Below are 19,139 nucleotides of genomic sequence, written 5' to 3' on the forward strand. Positions count from 1 at the left end.
GTCACTTTTTCCGGAACCTTTCGCATGGCGGATAAGCAGGGCAGTTATCCAAGGTTGCGGAACGCGGTTTTCGCGGGCGGCCGATTCGGGCGTTATCCCCAACGGCGAACCCATCCCCAGATCTCGGGTGCACCCATGGCGCGGTGTCGGGTTTGCCCGCAATGGTTGCCCCATGGGCGCACCCAACGGCATCCTCGCGCTGATCCACGACCCCACCCTGCGGGCCGATATCGACCGGGTCTGCGCTGCGGTGGGCCTGCACGCCGTGTATGCATCCGAGCCGTCGAGCCGCAAAGTGTGGACCGCCGCGGCGGCCGTGCTGCTCGATCTCGGGGCCGCCCGCCGCTGTGCCGAGCGGGCCCTGCCCCGGCGTGCCCGCGTCGTCCTGGTGGGCCGGTGCGAACCCGTTGCCGCCGAGTGGGAAGCCGCGATCGCGGTCGGTGCACAGCGGGTGATCGCGCTGCCCGACCAGGACGCCGAACTGATGGCGGAGTTGGCCGACGCGGCCGAACAGGTCCGCGAGGATGCACCCCGCGGAGCCGTGGTCGCGGCCATCGCCGGCCGGGGCGGCGCTGGGGCTTCGGTGTTCGCTACCGCACTCGCCCGCACAGCATCACAGGTCACTCACGCCTCAGGAGCACTGCTCGTCGACGCCGACCCGTGGAGCGGCGGCATCGACCTGGTTTTGGGCAGCGAAGCCGTGCCCGGGCTGCGCTGGCCGGACCTGATGCTGCAGGGCGGCAGGCTCACCTACACCGCGCTGCGCGACGCGCTGCCACACCGCCACGGCGTGACGGTGCTGTCCTGCACCCGCGCCGGCGGCGACATCGACCCGGCCCCGTTGGGCTCGGTGATCGACGCGGGTAGCCGCGGCGGGGTGACGGTGGTCTGCGACGTTCCGAGGCGATCGACGACGGCCGCTGAAACCGCGCTGGCATCCGCCGATCTCGTCGTCATCGTGGTCCCCGCCGACGTCCGGTCTTGTGCCGCGGCGGCCGCGACGGCGCGTTGGGTCACGACGGTCAACCCCAACGCGGGACTTGTGGTCCGTGGTCCCGCGCCGGGCGGCCTGCAGTCGCGTCAGGTCGCCGACATCGTCGAGTTGCCGTTGTTGGCCGCGATGCGTCCGCAGCCGTCGGTGGCGCGCATCCTCGAATGCGACGGCCTGCGGTTGCGTCGACGATCGCCGCTGGCGCTGGCCGCCGGCCGGGTGCTGACGGTGCTGCGCGAGCATCCGGTGGTGGCCGCGGGATGAGCGGGTCGCTGATCGACCGGGTCCGTGAACGCCTGGCGGTCGAGTCGGCGCCGCTGCGCCCCGATGTGGTCGCCGAGGCGATCCGCGCCGAATCGGGCGGGCTGCTCGGCGACAGCGAGGTGTTGCGCGGGCTGCGGGCGGTACAGACCGAGCTGACCGGCGCCGGGGTGCTGGAGCCGCTGCTGTGCGCCGAGGGCATCACCGACGTACTGGTGACAGCTCCTGATGCGGTGTGGGTGGACGACGGGGCAGGGCTGCGTCGCAGCACGATTCGGTTCGCCGACGAGACCGCGGTGCGTCGGCTGGCCCAACGGTTGGCGTTGGCGGCGGGCCGGCGCCTCGATGAGGCCCAGCCGTGGGTGGACGGCCAACTGCACGGGTTGGGCACCGGCGAGTTCAGCGTGCGGTTGCACGCGGTGCTGCCGCCCGTCGCCGTCGGCGGGACGTGTCTTTCGCTGCGCGTGTTGCGGCCCGCGACCCAGGATCTGGCCGCGCTGATCCGGGCCGGCGCCATCGAACCGGCCGCCGCGGCGCTGCTCGACGACATCGTCGACGCGCGCCTGGCCATGCTGATCTCAGGCGGCACGGGCGCCGGCAAGACAACGCTGTTGTCGGCCCTGCTGGGTGCCGTGCCCGCCGACGAACGCATCGTCTGTGTGGAGGATGCCGCCGAACTCGCCCCCGCCCATCCACACTTGGTGAAGCTCGTGGCCCGCTGCCCCAACGTCGAAGGGGTCGGCGAGGTGACCGTGCGCGACCTGGTGAAGCAGGCGTTGCGGATGAGGCCCGACCGCATCGTGGTCGGCGAGGTGCGCGGCGCCGAAGTGGTCGACCTGCTCGCGGCGCTCAACACCGGCCACGACGGTGGCGCGGGCACCGTGCACGCCAACAGCCCCGCCGAGGTGCCGGCCCGGCTCGAGGCGCTGGCCGGTCTCGGCGGACTCGACCGCGCCGCGCTGCACAGCCAACTCGCCGCTGCGGTCCAGGTGGTCGTGCACGTTAGCCGTGACCGCAGCCGAAGCCGCCGATTGACCGAGATCTCGGTGCTCGAGCGCGGTCCCGACGCCAGGGTGCAAGCCGTAACGGCCTGGCACGTCGACCGTGGGCCCGGGTGCGGCGCAGAGCAGCTGCGACGCCTGATCGACGACCGGCGGCGCGGATGAGCGCGGCGGCCCTGGCGCTCGCGCTCGCCCTGTTGATCGCCCCCGCACCGGCCCGCCACGTCGCCCTGCGGCGCCACGCGCAACGCCCGCCATGGACACGGTTCCTGAGGCTGACGTGGCCGGTGGTTACCGCGCTGGTGTTGGCGGTCATCGCGCCGCTGGGCATCGTGGTGGCCGCCGCGATCGTCGCCACCACCGTGGAAGTGCGCCGTCGACGCCGGGTCCGGAAACGAGACAGCGCGGCCGAGGCCGTCGCCCTGCAAGGCGCGCTGGACGTTCTCGTCGGCGAGCTTCGCGTCGGCGCGCACCCGGCGGCGGCGTTCGCCACGGCCGCCAAAGAGGTCGACGGCGGTGTGGCGGCGTCGCTGCGCACCGTCGCTGCGCGGGCCCGGATGGGTGGCGATGTCGCCGCGGGGTTGCGTAGCGTCGCGGCGCGCTCGGCGCTGTCGACGCACTGGGAACGTCTCGCGCTGTGTTGGCAGCTGGCGCAGGCGCACGGCTTGGCGATCGCGACGCTGATCCGCACCGCCCACAGCGACATCGTTGAGCGCGAGCGCTTCTCGGCTCAGGTCACCGCCGCTATGGCAGGCGCGCGCACCACCGCGGCGGTGCTGGCCGGACTGCCGGTCCTCGGCATCGGCCTCGGCCAGTTGATCGGCGCCGATCCGCTGCGCTTCCTGTGCTCCGACGGCGCGGGGCAGTGGTTGTTGGCCATTGGTGTCGCGTTGGCGTGTGCCGGGCTGGCGTGGTCGGACCGCATCACCGATCGGGTTTCGACATGACGGCCGCGGCGCTGTTGTTGGCGGCGGCCATGCTGGTCGGTCCGGGTGCAACGCCCAGGCTGGCACCCGTGGCGCCGAAACCGGTTCAGCCGCACCGCGACCACGGTAAAGATCCGTTGGCCGCCGCTTCCGCGCTCGACGTATTCGCCGCCTGCCTGCGTTCCGGTATGGCGGTGTCGACGGCGGCGGCGGTGTCGGCGGCGCTGGCTCCGCAACACCTGGGCCGGGTGCTGACGCGGGCGGCCGACCTGCTGGCGCTGGGCTCGGATCCGGCGGTGGCGTGGTCGGAGCCCACCGCACACCGCGACCAGCACACCGACGCGCTGCTGCGGTTGGCGCGCCGCTCGGCCGCATCGGGTGCCGCGCTGGCTGACGGCATCACGGACCTGGCCGCCCGAACCCGCGACGACGCCGCAGCCGGCGCCCGGGCGGCGGCCGAACGCGCGTCGGTGTTGATCGCCGGACCGTTGGGGCTGTGCTACCTGCCGGCCTTCCTGTGCCTGGGCATCGTCCCGGTGGTCGTCGGGTTGGCCGGTGACGTGTTGCGGTCAGGAGTCCTGTGATTGAAAACAAGGAAGGGAAACACCATGCTGGCGAACAAGATTCGGGCGGCCCAAGCGCGGTTCACGCTTTTGTTGGTCGACGAGCAGGGGATGTCGACCGTCGAGTACGCGATCGGGACGGTGGCCGCGGCGGCGTTCGGCGCGATCCTGTACACGGTGGTCACCGGCGACTCGATCGTCAGCGCGCTGACCAACATCATCAACCGCGCACTGAGTACCAACGCCTAGGTGGGGAGTCCGGGGCCGCGACGGTGGAGGCGGCGTTCGCGCTCGCGGGTCTGGTGGCGGTGCTCATCGTGTGCGTGGCCGGGCTCACCGCGGTCTCGATGCACATCCGCTGTGTTGACGCCGCGCGGGAGGCCGCGCGGCTCGCGGCGCGCGGTGACGACGGCGCGGCCGTCGCGCGCCGCGTCGCACCCGACGGCGCGGAAGTGGAGATGCGGCGCGACGGCGGGTTCGTCGTCGCGACGATCAGGACTCGGTCGGTGCTGCTGCCGGGGATCACGGTGGCAGCGCGGGCGGTGGCCGCCGTGGAGCCCGGCGCGCGGTGAGGACGGATCGGCCACCTTGCTGGCCGTCGCGGCGATGGCGGTGCTGTTGGCGGTCACCGTCGGCGCGGTGTATGTCGGTGCGGCGGTGATCGGGCGACACCGCGCGCAGGCGGCCGCCGACCTGGCTGCGGTGGCGGCCGCGACGTCTCTGGCCGACGGCGCTCCGGCGGCGTGCACACGGGCGGGCGCGATCGCGCACGCCATGGAGGCCACTGTTATCCGCTGTGACGTCGAGGACTTGGATGTCGTTGTGACCGTCGACGTTCCCGTTGCGGTGGGACGGCTCGCAGTCGGCCCTGCCCGCGCCGTCGCGCGCGCCGGACCGGTCGAAATGAAGCCTTGAGGCTGCGGAGAGCAGGGGAGGGGGCTATGGCATCGGCATTTCGGTTCACACCTTCACCACGGATAGCGCAGGACAGGCGCGGGCGATCTGGTCGAAGTCGGCATCCTGCGTGACGACGGGAAGACCGTGCTCGATCGCCGTGGCCGCGATGAGAGCGTCCGTCAGCTTCACTGCTCGATGCACGCCTGCGGCTCGGCAGTCCGCCACAAGTCGGGCCCACGAAACCATCACCGCTTCAGTGATCGGGATGGGGTCTGCCGCGCGCGCCAGCGCGAGCGTATCCGCCCGACGGGCTCGGGTCGCGGCATCGCCTGCGTTCAGCATGCCGAGTTGTAGTTCGCCGATCGTGATGACCGAAAGCGCCACTCTTTCAGGAAGTTTCGCCATGGCGCGGCCGCCCTCACGAGTGATGAAGACTGACGTGTCCAGCAAGCCAACTGAAACCTCGACGTCGATCACAGGTCGTCGATGGTCTGACCGGCAAGGTGGACGAGTTCGTCGGCCAAGCGCGCGTCTGCCGAGCGTTCGACGAGTTCGCTTTGTAAACGCTCCCCCGACAGCCACCGGCTGCGACGCGTATGCGGCACGATATCGGCGACCGGCTCGCCATGCACCGTCAGCGTTACCTGCTGCCCGGCCTTCACTGCGTCGATCACCCGGCTCGTGTGATTCCGCAGGTCCCGCACACCAACCTCCATGTGCGACAGCGTAGCACTGTAGCTGCCACTTCCGGTTTGAGGCGGCTGCGTCCAACCAGGTCATCGTGTATTTCGGCCTCGTTCAGGTGGGTTGGCGGCGGCGAAGGCGGCGCGGCTGAGTCCACACCAATCGCGAAACTGTATTCCGGCAGGCCGCTACTCGAACTGTTCCAGCTGGAATACAGTTTCGCGGCACAATGGCCTAGCCGCCACCTGGCATCGCTATTCCCCGGTGAGTTCGTCGGCGCTGGGCTGACGCAGCATCGCCAAGCCGGCGTAGGTGCCTTCCTCGAGCTCGATCCGGTTGACCGTGATGTGCACCGGCGTCCAGCCGCCGTCGGTCGCGGTCATCCGCAGCACACCCGACGCGGTGCCGGACGCGAATTGCCGTGCCATCTCATCCATCCGGGGACGGTCATCGGGGTGCACGGCGTGTTCACCGGCCATGCTGGTGCGCCAGTCGAAGAACGGCGCCGGATCGTCGAGCCACTTGAGCAGCGTCCAATCGGTCAGATCGACCAGCGCGCGGTGCACACCCGGCTGGGCCAGCCCGGCGAGGATCCGCTGGGCCAGGTAGTCGGGCGGTTGGCTCGCTTCGTCACGCTCGGCGCGCCAGTTCATCGCCCGGCACAGCAGGCGTGCATCGTCGTCGTCTTCGTCGGTTTCGAGCACCGCGCGCACCACGAACCCGACGGTGATCGGCTCGCCGCGATAGTCGGTGATGTCCCAGGTGCTGCAGAACGTCGTGCCGGGCTCGCGCCCGATCACCATCGACAACACCTTGGCCTCGCTGGGGTTCAAGTCGCGCTTGGGCAGATCGTCGGCGAACGTGCGGCCCTGCGTCGGTTCGACCTCGGGGTCCCACCCGCTGTTGGTCAGCGATTCGGTCGTGCCGGTGGCCAGCCCGCTGGCCAGATCCCACACCAACGGCCCGACGACCGGACGTTCGGGCGGCTCCATATCGGGCGGGCCCGCCCACACCTGCACGCCGTGGATGCGCCCGTCGGTCATCTGCACGACCTCGGTGCTGATCACCCGGTCGTTCTTCGGGGTGATGCTGGACAGCCCCTGGCCGGCGCGCACGGTCTCACCGATGGCCGTCTGGATCGCCATCAGGTGCGGATTTCGCCGTAAGAACGTGCTGATGGGAATCAAGTTGTGGGTGCGACGACCCTGGGCGACCACCGCAGGCTCGCTGCCGAGAGTTTCCACGAGCAGCCAGTCGTGGGTCATGGCCGGAAGTTTACCGGCGCCGCGTGGGCCCGAACCGCCCGACCGACCGCTGCGCGGGCTCATCAGCGCGTCCCCGAAATCGCGGTCAGGACCAACCGCAGCACCCGCAGCGCGCCGTCTTTGTCCAACGGGTCATTTCCGTTGCCACACTTCGGTGATTGCACACACGACGGGCAACCCGACGGGCACTCGCAGGCCTCGATGGCCGCCGCCGTCGCCGACCACCAGGTGTCGATGCGCCGGAAACCGCGGTCGGCGAAACCGGCGCCGCCGGGATAGCCGTCGTAGACGAAAATCGTTGGCAGCCCGTCCACCGGCCCGATCGCCGTGGACACCCCACCGATGTCGCCGCGGTCGCAGCTGGCGATCAGCGGCAGCAGCCCGATCGCGGCATGTTCGGCGGCGTGCAACGCCCCCGGCACCCGCAACAGATCTAACCCGTTGCGCTGCAGGGCTTCCGCGGTGATGGTGCACATCACCGCGGTGGTGTCCAGGGTGCGGGTCGGCATGTCGAGTTCGACGAAGTCGATCACCTCCCCGCTCAACCGGCGGCGCAGATACCCGATCACGGTGTTGGTCACCGACACCGGCACAAGACCGATGGTGACCTCACCGTGGTGCGTTCGTTCACCGTCGCCGGTGACCACAATGTCGGTCAGCTCGCGCGCGAACGTCGTGTATCCGGGGTCCTCGGCGTGCACGAACGCCACCCCGTCTTCGAGGTCCAGGGAGTCGACCACGTAGCTCTCACCCTGATGCAGATAGACCGCCCCGGCATGCACCGATGCGTAGGCCTGACCCACCGCGGTGCTGCCCAGCATCCGGCCGGTGTCGGCCTCCAGGATGGCGATCTGGCCCCCCGATGAGCCCCGGATGTCCACCGCCGGATGGGGATCGACGCCTGGGGTGGGGAAGTAGCCGTTGGTGCGTCGGCGCAGCAGCCCGTCGTCGACCAGCGACTCGGCCACCACCTCCGCGTTCCACATCCGCACCTCCGCATCGGCGAGCGGCAGTTCGGTGGCCGCGCAAAGCAGTTGGGGGCCAAGAACGTACGGGTTGGTGGGGTCGATGACGACACGTTCGATGGGTTTGTCCAGCAGCGCTGCCGGGTGGTGCACCAGGTAGGTGTCGAGCGGATCGTCGCGCGCGATCAGCACGATCAGCGCGCCCTGACCGCGCCGCCCCGACCGGCCCGCCTGCTGCCAGAACGAGGTCACGGTGCCGGGAAACCCGGCCAGCACCACGGCGTCCAGGCCGGCGATATCGACGCCCAGCTCCAACGCGTTGGTGGTCGCCAGCCCGCGCAGCTCACCGTCGGACAGGGCACGCTCCAGCGCGCGGCGGTCTTCGGCCAGATAGCCGGCCCGGTACGACGCCACCCGCTCGACCAGTTCGGGCGCGAGTTCCTCCAACCGGGACCGCGCGCCGAGCGCGGTGAGTTCGGCACCGCGTCGGGACCGCACGAAGGTCAGCATGCGCGCGCCCTCGGCGACCAGGTGCGCCATCAGCTGCGCGGCCTCCGCTCCGGCCGAACGCCGTACCGGCGCGCCGTTTTCACCGACCAGTTCGGCCAGCAACGGCGGCTCCCACAGCGCGACGGTGCGCGCCCCCTGCGGGGAGCCGTCGTCGACGACCTCGGCGACCGTCTGACCGATCAGCTCCGAGGCGGTGGCGGCGGGTTCAGAGGTGGTCGCGCTGGCGAAGATCACGGTAGGTGACGACGAGTAGCGCGCGCACAGCCGGAGCAGCCGGCGCAGCACCATCGCCACGTTGGATCCGAAAACACCACGGTAGTAATGGCATTCGTCGACCACGAGGTAGCGCAAGTTGCGCAGGAACACCGCCCAGCGGCCGTGGTTGCGCAGCAGCGACAGGTGGATCATGTCGGGGTTGGAGAAGATCCACCGCGACCGCTCGCGGGCGAAGCGGCGCACGTCGGCCGGGCTGTCACCGTCGTACGCGCTCGGCGCGACGTCACGCAGTGGCACCGCCTCGGTGAGCTCCACGGCGGCCCGCAGTTGGTCGTGGCCCAGCGCCTTGGTCGGCGACAGGTACAACGCCCGCGCCCGTGAATCGGTCCGCAGAGCCGTCAGTATCGGTAGTTGGTACGCCAGCGATTTACCCGACGCGGTCCCGGTGCTCAGCACCACGTGGCGTCCGTCGTGGGCGAGGTCGGCGGCGAGGCGTTGGTGTGACCACGGCGCGGCGATACCGCGATCAAGGAACGCCCGCACCACATCTGGGTCGGCCCACGGTGGCCACGTCTGCGGCCGGCCCTGGCGCGCGGGTAGATCCGCGACGTGACGCAACGGACTGGCCCCGTTGGCGGTGATGTCCTCGACCACGCCGGCGAGTAGCTCGCGGCCGAAATCCGCCATTATTTGGCCCTCCTGAAGAGTCTCCTAGCGCAATTGTGCCCACTTGCTTGTGCCGAGAACTGTCGCAGCAGCGCCGAACGTGGTTGACTAACGGCGGTCGCAGCTTCTGTGTTCGTGTATTTGCACTCGCAGGATCGACGTTGCGATCGCGGTTCCTGCGAGGGTTGTAGGTCGGGTCGAGTTCCGAACACTCCACGAAGGTATGGCGGTCGGAACGGGCCCGGGCTACCGAACCACGGTGGACCGCACCCGGAGAATAAGAGAAGGAAACAACAGGAAATGCCACAGGGAACTGTGAAGTGGTTCAACGCGGAGAAGGGCTTCGGCTTCATTGCGCCGGAGGACGGCTCCGCTGACGTTTTCGTCCACTACACGGAAATTCAGGGCAGCGGATTCCGCACCCTGGAGGAGAACCAGAAGGTCGAGTTCGAGGTCGGCCAAAGCCCCAAGGGGCCGCAGGCCACGGGTGTTCGGGCCGTCTAGAAAGACCACCCCAAACCAGGCAACACCCCGCACGAATCCGGAACCGGATGACGCGGGGTGTTCTCTTTTGCCTGCCGCTGCGGCCCGGCGCACCCGGCTGAGGCCCGAAGCTGGCTTACTGTCGGCATGTGAGCCAGCTGTCGTTCTTCTCGGCAGAGTCGGTGCCGCCCGCGGTGGCCGACCTGACGGGGCTGCTCGCTGCGCCCGGCCAGGCGGTGCTCGTCGGGGCCGGGAAAGACCAGGCTGCGCGCCTTTCCGTGGTGGTCGAGGCGATGTGGCGGGCCGAGGGCATCGCCGAAATGGTGATCGAGGCCGGTCTGCAGCCCGAGATCACCCGCACCGAGGAGCACACGCCGTTGGTGCGCACGGCGGTGGACCCGCTGCTGGTGCCGATGGCCCTGGCGTGGACCCGCGGGGCCGTCAAGACGGTGCCGCCGCAGTGGATGCCTGGACCCAGGGAGCTTCGGGCCTGGACGCTGGCCGCGGGCACCCCCGAGGCCGACCGATATCTGCTCGGGCTGGATCCGCACGCACCCGACACGTACGCGCCGCTGGCGTCGGCGATGATGCGGGTCGGCATCGCTCCGACCCTGATCGGCACCCGCGGAGCCCATCCGGCGTTGCGGATCAGCGGGCGCCGACGGCTATCGCGCCTGGTAGAGAACGTGGGGGAACCGCCGGACAACGTGGACGCGTTGCCCCAGTGGCCACGCGTATAACGGTAGACAGATAGGGGGGCAGTTTGCGTCGGCTCGCGCGGGGTGCCAAATTGTCAGTTGCCTTTCGCGGCGACGATCCGTCGATGCATGGATTGCGCCGCGGATGGGCAACAGAGAAGTGGAGCGTAGACACAAGTGGTTGACGGGGACCGCGGCAGCGGCCGCAATGGAAGCGTCCGGCGGCTCGTCATAGTCGAGTCGCCAACCAAAGCACGCAAAATTGCTGGTTACCTCGGCTCGGACTACATCGTGGAGTCCTCCCGCGGCCACATCCGTGACCTGCCCAGAAACGCCGCCGACGTGCCCGCGAAGTACAAATCCGAGCCGTGGGCGCGCCTCGGGGTCAACGTCGAGCAGAACTTCGAGCCGCTCTACATCATCAGCCCGGAGAAAAAGAGCACGGTCAACGAGCTGAAAGACCTGGTCAAAGATGTCGACGAGGTCTATCTGGCCACGGACGGTGACCGCGAGGGCGAGGCCATCGCCTGGCACCTGCTCGAAACCCTCAAACCGCGTGTGCCGGTCAAGCGCATGGTGTTCCACGAGATCACCGAGCCGGCCATCCGCGCAGCCGCCGAAGACCCCCGCGACCTGGACAACGACCTGGTCGACGCGCAGGAGACCCGCCGGATCCTGGACCGGCTATACGGCTACGAGGTCAGCCCCGTGCTGTGGAAAAAGGTCGCGCCGAAGCTGTCGGCGGGCCGGGTGCAGTCGGTGGCCACGCGCATCATCGTGCAGCGCGAACGGGAGCGCATGGCGTTCCGCAGCGCCTCCTACTGGGACGTCACCGCGGAACTGGACGCCAGCGTGTCCAACGCCCAAGCCACCCCGCCCACGTTCACCGCGAAGCTGAACACCGTCGACGGGCGCCGGGTCGCCACCGGACGCGATTTCGACTCGCTGGGCGCGGTGCGCAAGCCCGACGAGGTGCGGGTGCTCGACGAGGCCGCGGCCACCGCGCTGGCCAACGGGCTGCGCGGCGCGCAGCTGACGGTGTCCTCCGTCGAGCAGAAGCCCTACACCCGGCGGCCCTACGCGCCGTTCATGACCTCCACGCTGCAGCAGGAGGCCGGGCGCAAACTGCGGTTCTCCTCGGAGCGCACGATGAGCATCGCGCAGCGGCTCTACGAGAACGGCTATATCACCTACATGCGCACCGACTCGACCACGCTGTCGCAGTCGGCCATCACCGCGGCCCGCAACCAGGCCCGCCAGCTCTACGGCGAGGAGTATCTGCACCCGTCGCCGCGCCAGTACACCCGCAAGGTGAAAAACGCCCAGGAGGCCCACGAGGCCATCCGCCCCGCCGGTGATGTGTTCTCCACGCCCGGCCAGCTGCACAGCCAGCTCGACACCGACGAGTTCCGGCTCTACGAGCTGATCTGGCAGCGCACGGTGGCCTCGCAGATGGCCGACGCGCGCGGCACGACGCTGAGCCTGCGTATCTCCGGTGCCTCCAACGACGGCCAGCAAGTGGTGTTCAACGCCAGCGGGCGCACCATCACGTTCTCGGGCTTCTTGAAGGCCTACGTCGAGAGCATCGACGACCAGGCCGGCGGCGAGGCCGACGACGCCGAGAGCCGACTGCCCCAGCTCGAGCAGGGCCAGCGCGTGGATGCCAAGGACCTGACCGCCGACGGGCACCACACCAGCCCGCCGGCGCGCTACACCGAGGCGTCGCTGATCAAGGCGCTCGAGGAGCTCGGCATCGGAAGGCCCTCGACCTACAGCTCGATCATCAAGACCATCCAGGACCGCGGCTACGTGCACAAGAAGGGCAGCGCCTTGGTGCCGTCCTGGGTGGCGTTCGCGGTCATCGGACTGCTCGAACAGCACTTCAGCCGACTGGTCGACTACGGGTTCACCGCCGCGATGGAGGACGAGCTCGACGAGATCGCCGCCGGCAACGAGCGACGGACCAACTGGCTCAACAACTTCTACTTCGGCGGCGATCACGGGGTGGAGGACTCGATCGCCCGCTCGGGCGGGCTGAAGAAGCTCGTCGGCGTCAACCTCGAGGAGATCGACGCCCGACAGATCAACTCCATCAAGCTGTTTGACGACGAGCAGGGCCGCCCGGTCTATGTGCGGGTGGGCAAGAACGGCGCCTACCTGGAGCGGATGGTCACCGGCGACGACGGCGAGCCTACCCCGCAGCGGGCTAACCTCAAGGACGAGCTGACGCCCGACGAGCTGACCCTGGAGCTTGCCGAAAAGGCCTTCGCCACACCGCAAGAAGGCCGGCTGCTGGGCATCGACCCGGCGACCGGGCACGAGATAGTCGCCAAGGACGGCCGCTACGGTCCGTACGTCACCGAGGTGCTGCCGCCATCGTCCGAGGGCGACGACGGTTCGGCGGGCAGTACGGCCAAGAAGGGCAAGAAACCCACCGGACCCAAGCCGCGGACGGGTTCGCTGCTGCGGTCGATGGACCTCGAGACGGTCACGTTGGACGACGCGTTGCGGCTGCTGTCGCTGCCGCGGGTGGTCGGTGTCGACCCGAACACCGGTGAGGAGATCACCGCGCAGAACGGCCGCTACGGCCCGTACCTGAAGCGCGGCACCGACTCCCGGTCGCTGGCCACCGAAGAGCAGATGTTCGACATCACGCTCGAGGAAGCGTTGAAGATCTACGCCGAGCCCAAACGTCGTGGTGGACAGCGGGCTTCGACTCCGCCGCTGCGCGAGCTGGGTGAGGATCCGGCGACCGGCAAGCAGATGGTGATCAAGGACGGCCGGTTTGGTCCGTACGTGACCGACGGCGAGACCAACGCCAGCCTGCGCAAGGGCGATGACGTGCTGTCGCTGACCGACGAGCGTGCGGCCGAACTGTTGGCTGATCGCCGCGCCCGCGGCCCGGTGAAGCGGACGAAGAAGGCCGCCAAGAAGAAGGCGCCGGCGAAGAAGAAAGCCGCCAAGAAGTAGCTTCCGTTGCCTTTCCGCCCACCCCGCTCAAAGGGACATTCGGGCGGGAAAGTGCGAGTAAAACTCACCAAAACGTCGATGCCGGCGCTGCGGGATGGCTCGGCTAGGGCTGCGGGGAGGTCGCGTCGGCGTCGACGGGCTCGGTCGACGCCCGGTTCAGCGGCCGGGCCAACTGGGTCGGCGCGACACGGCCGCGCAACTCCACCACCTCGCCGACGTCCCAGCACAATGCCTCCGCGTCGAGCGCACCGCTGACGGCCACCGCCGACGCCAACACGTGGCCTTCCTCCAGCTTGGCCAGCTCGGTCAGCCGGGCGGCCTCGTTGACGGGGTCGCCGATCACGGTGTACTCGAAGCGGGCCTTGGCGCCGATGTGTCCGGCGATGGCGCGACCCGCCGACACCCCGATGCCGAACTCGGTCTGGCCCAACACCTCGATCAGCTCGTCGTGCAGCTCACGCGACGCGGCCAGAGCCGCCCCGCACGCGTCGGGATGCTCGATCGGCGCGCCAAAGATCGCCAGCGCCGCGTCGCCCTGGAACTTGTTGACGAACCCGCCGTGGCGGTTCACCGTGTCGACGACGACGCGGAAGAAGTCGTTGAGCAGGTTGACGACGTCGGCGGCGGGGATGGTCGCGGCCAGCTGCGTCGAGCCGACCAGGTCGACGAACAGCACGGCGACGTCGCGTTCCTGGCCGCCCAGCTCGGTGCCCCGCTCCAGCGCGCGACGGGCCACGTCCTCACCGACGTAGCGACCGAAGAGGTCACGCAGCCGCTGCCGCTCGGCCAGATCGCGCACCATGTCGTTGAAACCCGCCTGCAGCAAACCCAATTCGCTGGCGTCGTAGATTTGCATGTGAGCGTTGTAGTTACCGCGCTGCACTTCACCCAGCGCCCAACGCAACTGCCGCAGCGGGTCGGCGATCGACATCGCCACCAGCACAGTGCCCGCCAAGCCGACCACCAGCGCGGTGATCGCGAGGATCAGGATCGGCGTGTTGAGCCGGCTTGCCGGAGCGGTCAGGATCTCGAACTTGCTGGCCACCAACGCCAGCACGATCGCCAGAATCGGGACCGCGGTCGACAGCACCCACGTCATCACCTGGCGCCGCACCACGCCTGGGGCGCGGAAGTTCTCCGGAACCCCGCCGCGCAACGCGGCCACGGCCACGGGGCGCAGGATCCGCTCGGACTGCAGATAGCCGATGATCGCCGTCGCGGTGGCACCCAGCCCACTGGCGACCGCGATGACCGGCGCCGACCTGGCCGCCACCGGCCAGCTGGCGACGATGAACACGATCGAACCGAGGAACCAGTTCATCACGTTGATCAGCGACCGGTAGTACGGCATCCGAAGCGCCCTGGTGCGGGCGAGCTCGGTTTCGGCCGGATCGCGGTCGCCGAGCAGCATGTCGCGCCGTTGCCAGCGCATGACCGGGATCAGCAGCCGCAAACTCAGGTACGACGCGGCGGTGAACGAGACGAAAAGGAAGCCGAGGAACACCGCCAGGTTGAACACCGGCAGGTCCTGCAGCTGGATGCGGTCCTCGGGCGGTAGGCCGAACCGCAAAAAGCTCACGACCAGCAGCGCACCGATGATGTCGGCCTGCAGCATGCCCAGGGTGAATACCGGCCACGGGGTGCGCGCCACCCATCGGACGAATGCGCTGATCCGCCCGATCGGCAGTGCTTCTGCGGCCACGCGTCAACCGTATCGGGCATCGGCGACGACGACGGATGGTGTGAGACGGACGTGTCGGTTCGCAGCACTACTGTTATCTGCGATGACGGGTGTTTTTTCGCGTCTGGTTGGCCAGGACGCCGTGGAAGCGGAGCTGGTAGCTGCGGCGCAGGCGGCACGCGGTGATTCGCCTCACAGCGACGGTTCGGGGGTGTCCACGCCACACACGATGACGCACGCCTGGCTGATCACCGGGCCGCCGGGGTCGGGCCGCTCGGTGGCGGCGTTGTGCTTCGCGGCGGCGCTGCAGTGCACCTCCGACGGTGTGCCCGGGTGCGGGGAATGCCGGGCCTGCGCGACGACGATGGCCGGCACCCATGCTGACGTGCGCCGGATCATCCCGGAGGGGCTGTCGATCGGCGTGGGTGACATGCGGGCGATCGTGCAGATCGCCTCGCGGCGGCCCGCGACCGGCCGCTGGCAGATCGTGTTGATCGAAGACGCCGACCGCCTTACCGAAGGTGCGGCGAACGCGCTGCTCAAGGTGGTGGAGGAGCCCCCGCCGTCGACGGTGTTCCTGCTGTGCGCGCCGTCGGTGGACCCCGAGGACATCGCGATCACGCTGCGCTCCCGGTGCAGGCACGTCGCGCTGGTCACGCCGCCCGTGGACGCCATCGCCAGGGTGCTGATCGAGACCGACGGGTTGGCTGACGACGAGGCCCGGTGGGCGGCGTCGGTCAGCGGCGGTCACGTCGGCCGGGCGCGACGGCTGGCCACCGACGACGACGCCCGCCAGCGCAGGCAGCGGGCGCTGGGGTTGGCCCGCGACGCCGCGACGCCGACGCGGGCCTATGCGGCCGCCGAGGAATTGGTGGCCGCCGCGGAGGCCGAGGCCCTGGCGTTGACGGTGGACCGCAACGAGTCCGAGACCGAGGAGTTGCGCACGGCGCTGGGCGCCGGCGGGTCGGGGAAGGGTACCGCGGGGGCATTGCGCGGCACCGCGGGCGCGATCAAAGACCTTGAGAAGCGCCAGAAGTCACGACAAACTCGGGCTTCGCGCGACGCGCTGGATCGCGCGCTGATCGACCTGGCCACCTACTTTCGCGATGCGCTGCTGGTGGCCACGGAGGCCGGCGATGTTCAGGCCAACCATCCCGACATGGCCGAGCGGGTCGGCGCGATGGCCGCGCACGCGTCACCGGAGAGGCTGCTGCGCTGCATCGAGGCGGTGCTGGAGTGCCGCGAGGCGTTGGCCGTCAACGTCAAGCCGAAGTTCGCCGTCGACGCCATGGTGGCCACCGTCGGTCAGGCGCTGCGCGACTGAGTTGGGTCCGCGCCGGGGCCTGCCGTAGACTCGTGCCGCCGCAGTGCGGTCTGCTCTTCGCGCAGGCGCTCATCGCGGGCACGCCACCTTAGCTCAGTCGGCAGAGCGGCTCACTCGTAATGAGCAGGTCAGGAGTTCGATTCTCCTAGGTGGCTCCATCACCTCCGTGCAGTACCTCCTGGGCGACCCGCATCGCCGAGTTGGCCGCCGGGAATCCGGCGTAGCCGGCAGCTACCTCGGTGCCACGAAACCGACCGGCCCCGAGGCGACGCATACCGACAACGCGGCCGTGTTCGCGCGCACGTCGATTGCCTCGCCCGCGCCGGGCAGCCGGACGTAAACCCTGTTCAAACCCGGTCGCACCGGCACCTTGACCTCCTGGCCCTCCGACAGCGACATCGTCATCGACCCGTCGCTGTTGGCCAGGTAGTTGATCTCGGCCGTCCAGTCCGCCGGCAGTAGCGGACCGTCCAGCGCCATCCGCACCGGCGCATCGGGCTGCACCAGATATCCGCAACCCGGCGCCGGACCCTCGGTGATGGTGCGCACCCAGGTGACCTTCGCGTCCACCAGCCGGCCAGAGCTGTCGAGCATGCGCAGATCCGTTGTCGCCGCGGCGAACTCGGGTCGATCCCGTACCAACGCGAACATTCGGCTGGCGCGGTTCTCCGGCCCGACGACGCGCTGCAGCACCATCGGGTCGACCTCCTGGTCCAGTATCGGCGCGCTGGACCGCCGCGCGGCCTCGCCCAACCCCGCCACTGCGTTCTGCAGATACGGCTTCGCCGGGTTGTCGCGCCAACTCGTCAGGAACGTCGCGGTCGAATACATGCTGCTGGCCACGAACGCCGCGGCCAGCACGCACACCACCACCGTGCGACGCCGCGACGCGTCCAGCCAGCCCGTGCCCGGCCGGTTCGGCGCGCATAGGCCGACGGCGGCCAGCAACGTCAACACCACCACCAGGTCCGGCAAATACCGCAGCGTCTGCGCCAACTCCAACGCCGTGAAGCGCGACGACCGCATCAGATAGATCGGGATCTGACACGCAGCCGCGTAGCCGAGCGCGGCCAGCCACACCGGAGCGATGCGCTGCTTGCGGATAAAGCCGACCGCCACCAGCGCGGCCAGCGCCACCCAGCCCAACACCATCACCGTCACCGGCGGCGTCCCCCACGGCGACGCCGGCGCCCAGCGCTGCCACTCCCACGGCCCACCGACCAGGCCCGGGATGATGCCGTGCGTCACCGAGCGGTGCAGCAGTTCCCACGTCATCGCCACATCGCCGCTCCAGCGCTTCTGATCCACCACGATGACGTACACGACGATCCACGCCGCCGTCACCGCCAGACACGGCATCCACAGCCGACTCCCGCGGCGCCACACCGCCGCGACCGACCCGGAGGCGGTGACGTGCGCCAGCAGCGCGGCGATCGTGAACGCGACTAACGGGATGACGGCCGCCTTCTCGAAGAACAACAGGCCACCGAAGTAGACCAGCGTGCCCGTCACCGCGTAACGCCGATTGCCGGTGCGTACCAACAGGACCGCGTCCCCACACACCCAAGTCAGCGCCGCCAGCATCGGCAGCGAGTTCAGCGCCGCCGCCCACCACGCGAACCCCGGCACCGCCAGCGGAGTGAACAACGCGAACGTCAACGGCAACAATAGGACCGGACGCCAGCCGAGGATGACATGCAAGGTACGCAGCAACGCCAGCGAAGCCAGCAGCTGCAGCACCACCAAGCTGATCGCCGGTCCGAACCAATTCAACGGGGCCAACCTGGTGATGCCGCCGGCCAGCAGGAACGCCGCCGGCATGACGTGGCCGTCGTGGTCGTCGAACAAGTACTGCGGCGACAGCAGGTTGTGCGTGCCCGCCCGGCCGATCAGGATCAGATCGTCCCAGTAGAAGTAACCGCCGAACGCCAGCGTCGCCCGGACGGCCAGCTGCACCAGGATCAGTACCACCGCAGCGCAGGCCACCCGGTTGCGAAGTAGGGCCCTAGCCGGGATAGGCCTCTCCTGCCTGCTGACGGGCGACCCACGCCGAGCGCACCATCTCCTGCAACGAATGGCGCATCTGCCAGTCGAGATCGCGGGCGGCCAGGTCTTGCGACGCGACGATGCGGGCGGGGTCACCGGGTCGGCGCGGCCCGACGGCCGGTTCGAAGTCGACGCCGGTGACCTCGCGGATGGCGGTCATGATCTCGCGCACCGACGTGCCGCTGCCGCTGCCCAGGTTGTACACCACCTCGACCGGCGCGCCCGCCTCCAACCGCCTGGCCGCGGCGACGTGCGCGGCCGCCAGGTCCGACACGTGCACGTAGTCACGTACGCAGGTGCCGTCCGGGGTGGGGTAGTCGTCGCCGTTGATCCGCGGTGTCTCGCCGCGGTAGAGCATGTCGAAGACGACGGGAAAAAGGTTGTGCGGGCTGACGTCGAACAACTCCGGTGAACCCGACCCCACCACGTTGAAGTAGCGCAGGCTGGTGTGTCGTAACCCGGTGGCGCGTGCGACGTCGCGCATGATCCATTCGCCCACCAATTTGCTTACCCCGTACGGTGATTCGGGTGTGGTTGGGGTCTGTTCGGTGACGGTGTCGACGTCCGGGGTGCCGTAGGTGGCGGCGCTGGAGGAGAACACCAGCTTGTCGGTCCCGACGGTCGTCATCGCCTTGAGCAGGTTGACCATCGCGGCGACGTTCTGCTCGTAGGTGTGTAGCGGTTCACGCACCGAAACACCGGCGTACTTGAACCCCGCGATGTGGATGACGCCGGAGACCCGATGGTCGCGCAGGGTCTGCGCGACGAGGTCGGTGTCGAGCAGGGTGCCGCGCACCAACGGCACGCCGGGCGGGACGAACGCCTCCAGACCGGTCGACAGGTCATCGATCACCACCACCGGCAGGTCGGCGTCGCGCAGCGCACGCACCACGTGCGAGCCGATGTAGCCGGCCCCGCCGGTCACCAGCCAGGTCATCTGCTCTCCGTTGCGATCGATCGAATTCGCACCTCGGCAGCATAGGTGCGGTTCG

16 protein-coding genes, 1 tRNA gene and 2 pseudogenes are annotated in these 19,139 nt (G+C 69.3%); 12 read left to right on the top strand and 7 right to left on the bottom strand.

All coding sequences use genetic code 11. From position 1 onward, the window contains the following. The first annotated feature begins 172 nt into the window (after positions 1-172). From ssd to ABQF13_RS06700, 7 genes and pseudogenes are all read left to right on the top strand, one after another. Positions 173-1,255 (top strand): septum site-determining protein Ssd, encoded by a 1,083-nt coding sequence (gene ssd, locus ABQF13_RS06670; protein ID WP_448391910.1) that lies wholly within the window; start codon positions 173-175, stop codon positions 1,253-1,255. Then, positions 1,252-2,418, top strand: a complete 1,167-nt coding sequence (locus tag ABQF13_RS06675; protein WP_448391911.1) for a TadA family conjugal transfer-associated ATPase — start codon at positions 1,252-1,254, stop codon at positions 2,416-2,418. The genes ssd and ABQF13_RS06675 overlap by 4 nt, the downstream gene beginning before the upstream one ends. Further along, positions 2,415-3,200: a type II secretion system F family protein gene (locus ABQF13_RS06680; protein WP_448391912.1), complete on the top strand. Its 786-nt coding sequence runs from the start codon at positions 2,415-2,417 to the stop codon at positions 3,198-3,200. The genes ABQF13_RS06675 and ABQF13_RS06680 overlap by 4 nt, the downstream gene beginning before the upstream one ends. Next, positions 3,197-3,763: a type II secretion system F family protein gene (locus ABQF13_RS06685; RefSeq protein ID WP_448391913.1), complete on the top strand. Its 567-nt coding sequence runs from the start codon at positions 3,197-3,199 to the stop codon at positions 3,761-3,763. Before ABQF13_RS06680 ends, ABQF13_RS06685 begins: the two co-directional genes overlap by 4 nt. A 24-nt stretch (positions 3,764-3,787) precedes the next feature. Beyond that, positions 3,788-3,991 (top strand): DUF4244 domain-containing protein, encoded by a 204-nt coding sequence (locus tag ABQF13_RS06690; protein ID WP_448391914.1) that lies wholly within the window; start codon positions 3,788-3,790, stop codon positions 3,989-3,991. A gap of 23 nt (positions 3,992-4,014) precedes the next feature. Further along, positions 4,015-4,314 carry a TadE family type IV pilus minor pilin gene (locus ABQF13_RS06695; RefSeq protein ID WP_448391915.1) on the top strand — a complete coding sequence of 100 codons (300 nt, stop codon included), beginning with the start codon at positions 4,015-4,017 and terminating at the stop codon, positions 4,312-4,314. Positions 4,315-4,324: 10 nt separating this feature from the next. Then, positions 4,325-4,657: pseudogene (locus ABQF13_RS06700) on the top strand (Rv3654c family TadE-like protein); the annotation flags it as partial. 135 nt (positions 4,658-4,792) lie between these two features. On the opposite strand, the pseudogene ABQF13_RS06705 reads toward ABQF13_RS06700, so the two are convergent. The 4 genes and pseudogenes from ABQF13_RS06705 to ABQF13_RS06720 form a co-directional block, all read right to left on the bottom strand. Continuing rightward, positions 4,793-5,116 (bottom strand): annotated as a pseudogene (locus ABQF13_RS06705) (PIN domain-containing protein); the annotation flags it as partial. Next, complete coding sequence (locus tag ABQF13_RS06710) at positions 5,113-5,355, bottom strand: type II toxin-antitoxin system Phd/YefM family antitoxin (protein WP_448391916.1); 243 nt, start codon at positions 5,353-5,355, stop codon at positions 5,113-5,115. The pseudogene ABQF13_RS06705 and the gene ABQF13_RS06710, both read right to left, overlap by 4 nt. Before the next feature lie 222 nt (positions 5,356-5,577). Then, a complete protein-coding gene (locus ABQF13_RS06715; protein ID WP_448391917.1) occupies positions 5,578-6,588 on the bottom strand; it encodes a PAS domain-containing protein in 1,011 nt (336 codons plus the stop codon). A gap of 62 nt (positions 6,589-6,650) precedes the next feature. Continuing rightward, entirely contained in the window at positions 6,651-8,966 is a 2,316-nt protein-coding gene (locus ABQF13_RS06720) for a DNA 3'-5' helicase SftH (protein WP_448391918.1), read from the bottom strand. A gap of 279 nt (positions 8,967-9,245) precedes the next feature. Here ABQF13_RS06720 and ABQF13_RS06725 point away from each other — a divergent pair, with 279 nt between their 5' ends. From ABQF13_RS06725 to topA, 3 genes are all read left to right on the top strand, one after another. Then, complete coding sequence (locus tag ABQF13_RS06725; RefSeq protein WP_006243848.1) at positions 9,246-9,449, top strand: cold-shock protein; 204 nt, start codon at positions 9,246-9,248, stop codon at positions 9,447-9,449. Between the two features lie 128 nt (positions 9,450-9,577). Beyond that, positions 9,578-10,168 (top strand): hypothetical protein, encoded by a 591-nt coding sequence (locus ABQF13_RS06730; protein ID WP_448391919.1) that lies wholly within the window; start codon positions 9,578-9,580, stop codon positions 10,166-10,168. A 135-nt stretch (positions 10,169-10,303) separates the two neighbouring features. Continuing rightward, entirely contained in the window at positions 10,304-13,096 is a 2,793-nt protein-coding gene (gene topA / locus ABQF13_RS06735) for a type I DNA topoisomerase (protein ID WP_448391920.1), read from the top strand. 103 nt (positions 13,097-13,199) lie between these two features. Here topA and ABQF13_RS06740 read toward each other — a convergent pair whose 3' ends face one another. Further along, positions 13,200-14,798, bottom strand: coding sequence for an adenylate/guanylate cyclase domain-containing protein (locus ABQF13_RS06740; protein ID WP_448391921.1), 1,599 nt, complete (start codon positions 14,796-14,798; stop codon positions 13,200-13,202). Positions 14,799-14,880: 82 nt separating this feature from the next. Between ABQF13_RS06740 and ABQF13_RS06745 the strand changes: the two genes are divergently transcribed. Then, the gene (locus tag ABQF13_RS06745; protein ID WP_448391922.1) at positions 14,881-16,101 is read left to right on the top strand and encodes a DNA polymerase III subunit delta'; all 1,221 of its coding nucleotides are present in this window, start codon (positions 14,881-14,883) and stop codon (positions 16,099-16,101) included. Between the two features lie 82 nt (positions 16,102-16,183). Next, positions 16,184-16,259: transfer RNA gene (locus tag ABQF13_RS06750), tRNA-Thr, on the top strand. 73 nt (positions 16,260-16,332) lie between these two features. Here ABQF13_RS06750 and ABQF13_RS06755 read toward each other — a convergent pair. Together ABQF13_RS06755 and galE are read right to left on the bottom strand one after the other, a co-directional pair. Continuing rightward, entirely contained in the window at positions 16,333-18,117 is a 1,785-nt protein-coding gene (locus ABQF13_RS06755) for a hypothetical protein (protein ID WP_448392047.1), read from the bottom strand. Beyond that, positions 18,107-19,084 (bottom strand): UDP-glucose 4-epimerase GalE, encoded by a 978-nt coding sequence (galE, locus tag ABQF13_RS06760; RefSeq protein ID WP_448391923.1) that lies wholly within the window; start codon positions 19,082-19,084, stop codon positions 18,107-18,109. Before galE ends, ABQF13_RS06755 begins: the two co-directional genes overlap by 11 nt. Positions 19,085-19,139 lie beyond the last annotated feature (55 nt).

The sequence above is a fragment of the Mycolicibacterium sp. XJ879 genome (genome assembly GCF_053483935.1).

Excerpts from the sequence above, each read along its gene's own strand:
- ssd (WP_448391910.1), top strand. The coding sequence starts at position 173 with ATGGGCGCACCCAACGGCATCCTCGCGCTGATCCACGACCCCACCCTG.
- ABQF13_RS06675 (WP_448391911.1), top strand. The coding sequence starts at position 1,252 with ATGAGCGGGTCGCTGATCGACCGGGTCCGTGAACGCCTGGCGGTCGAG.
- ABQF13_RS06680 (WP_448391912.1), top strand. The coding sequence starts at position 2,415 with ATGAGCGCGGCGGCCCTGGCGCTCGCGCTCGCCCTGTTGATCGCCCCC.
- ABQF13_RS06685 (WP_448391913.1), top strand. The coding sequence starts at position 3,197 with ATGACGGCCGCGGCGCTGTTGTTGGCGGCGGCCATGCTGGTCGGTCCG.
- ABQF13_RS06690 (WP_448391914.1), top strand. The coding sequence starts at position 3,788 with ATGCTGGCGAACAAGATTCGGGCGGCCCAAGCGCGGTTCACGCTTTTG.
- ABQF13_RS06710 (WP_448391916.1), bottom strand. The coding sequence starts at position 5,355 with ATGGAGGTTGGTGTGCGGGACCTGCGGAATCACACGAGCCGGGTGATC.
- ABQF13_RS06715 (WP_448391917.1), bottom strand. The coding sequence starts at position 6,588 with ATGACCCACGACTGGCTGCTCGTGGAAACTCTCGGCAGCGAGCCTGCG.
- ABQF13_RS06720 (WP_448391918.1), bottom strand. The coding sequence starts at position 8,966 with ATGGCGGATTTCGGCCGCGAGCTACTCGCCGGCGTGGTCGAGGACATC.
- ABQF13_RS06725 (WP_006243848.1), top strand. The coding sequence starts at position 9,246 with ATGCCACAGGGAACTGTGAAGTGGTTCAACGCGGAGAAGGGCTTCGGC.
- ABQF13_RS06745 (WP_448391922.1), top strand. The coding sequence starts at position 14,881 with ATGACGGGTGTTTTTTCGCGTCTGGTTGGCCAGGACGCCGTGGAAGCG.
- galE (WP_448391923.1), bottom strand. The coding sequence starts at position 19,084 with ATGACCTGGCTGGTGACCGGCGGGGCCGGCTACATCGGCTCGCACGTG.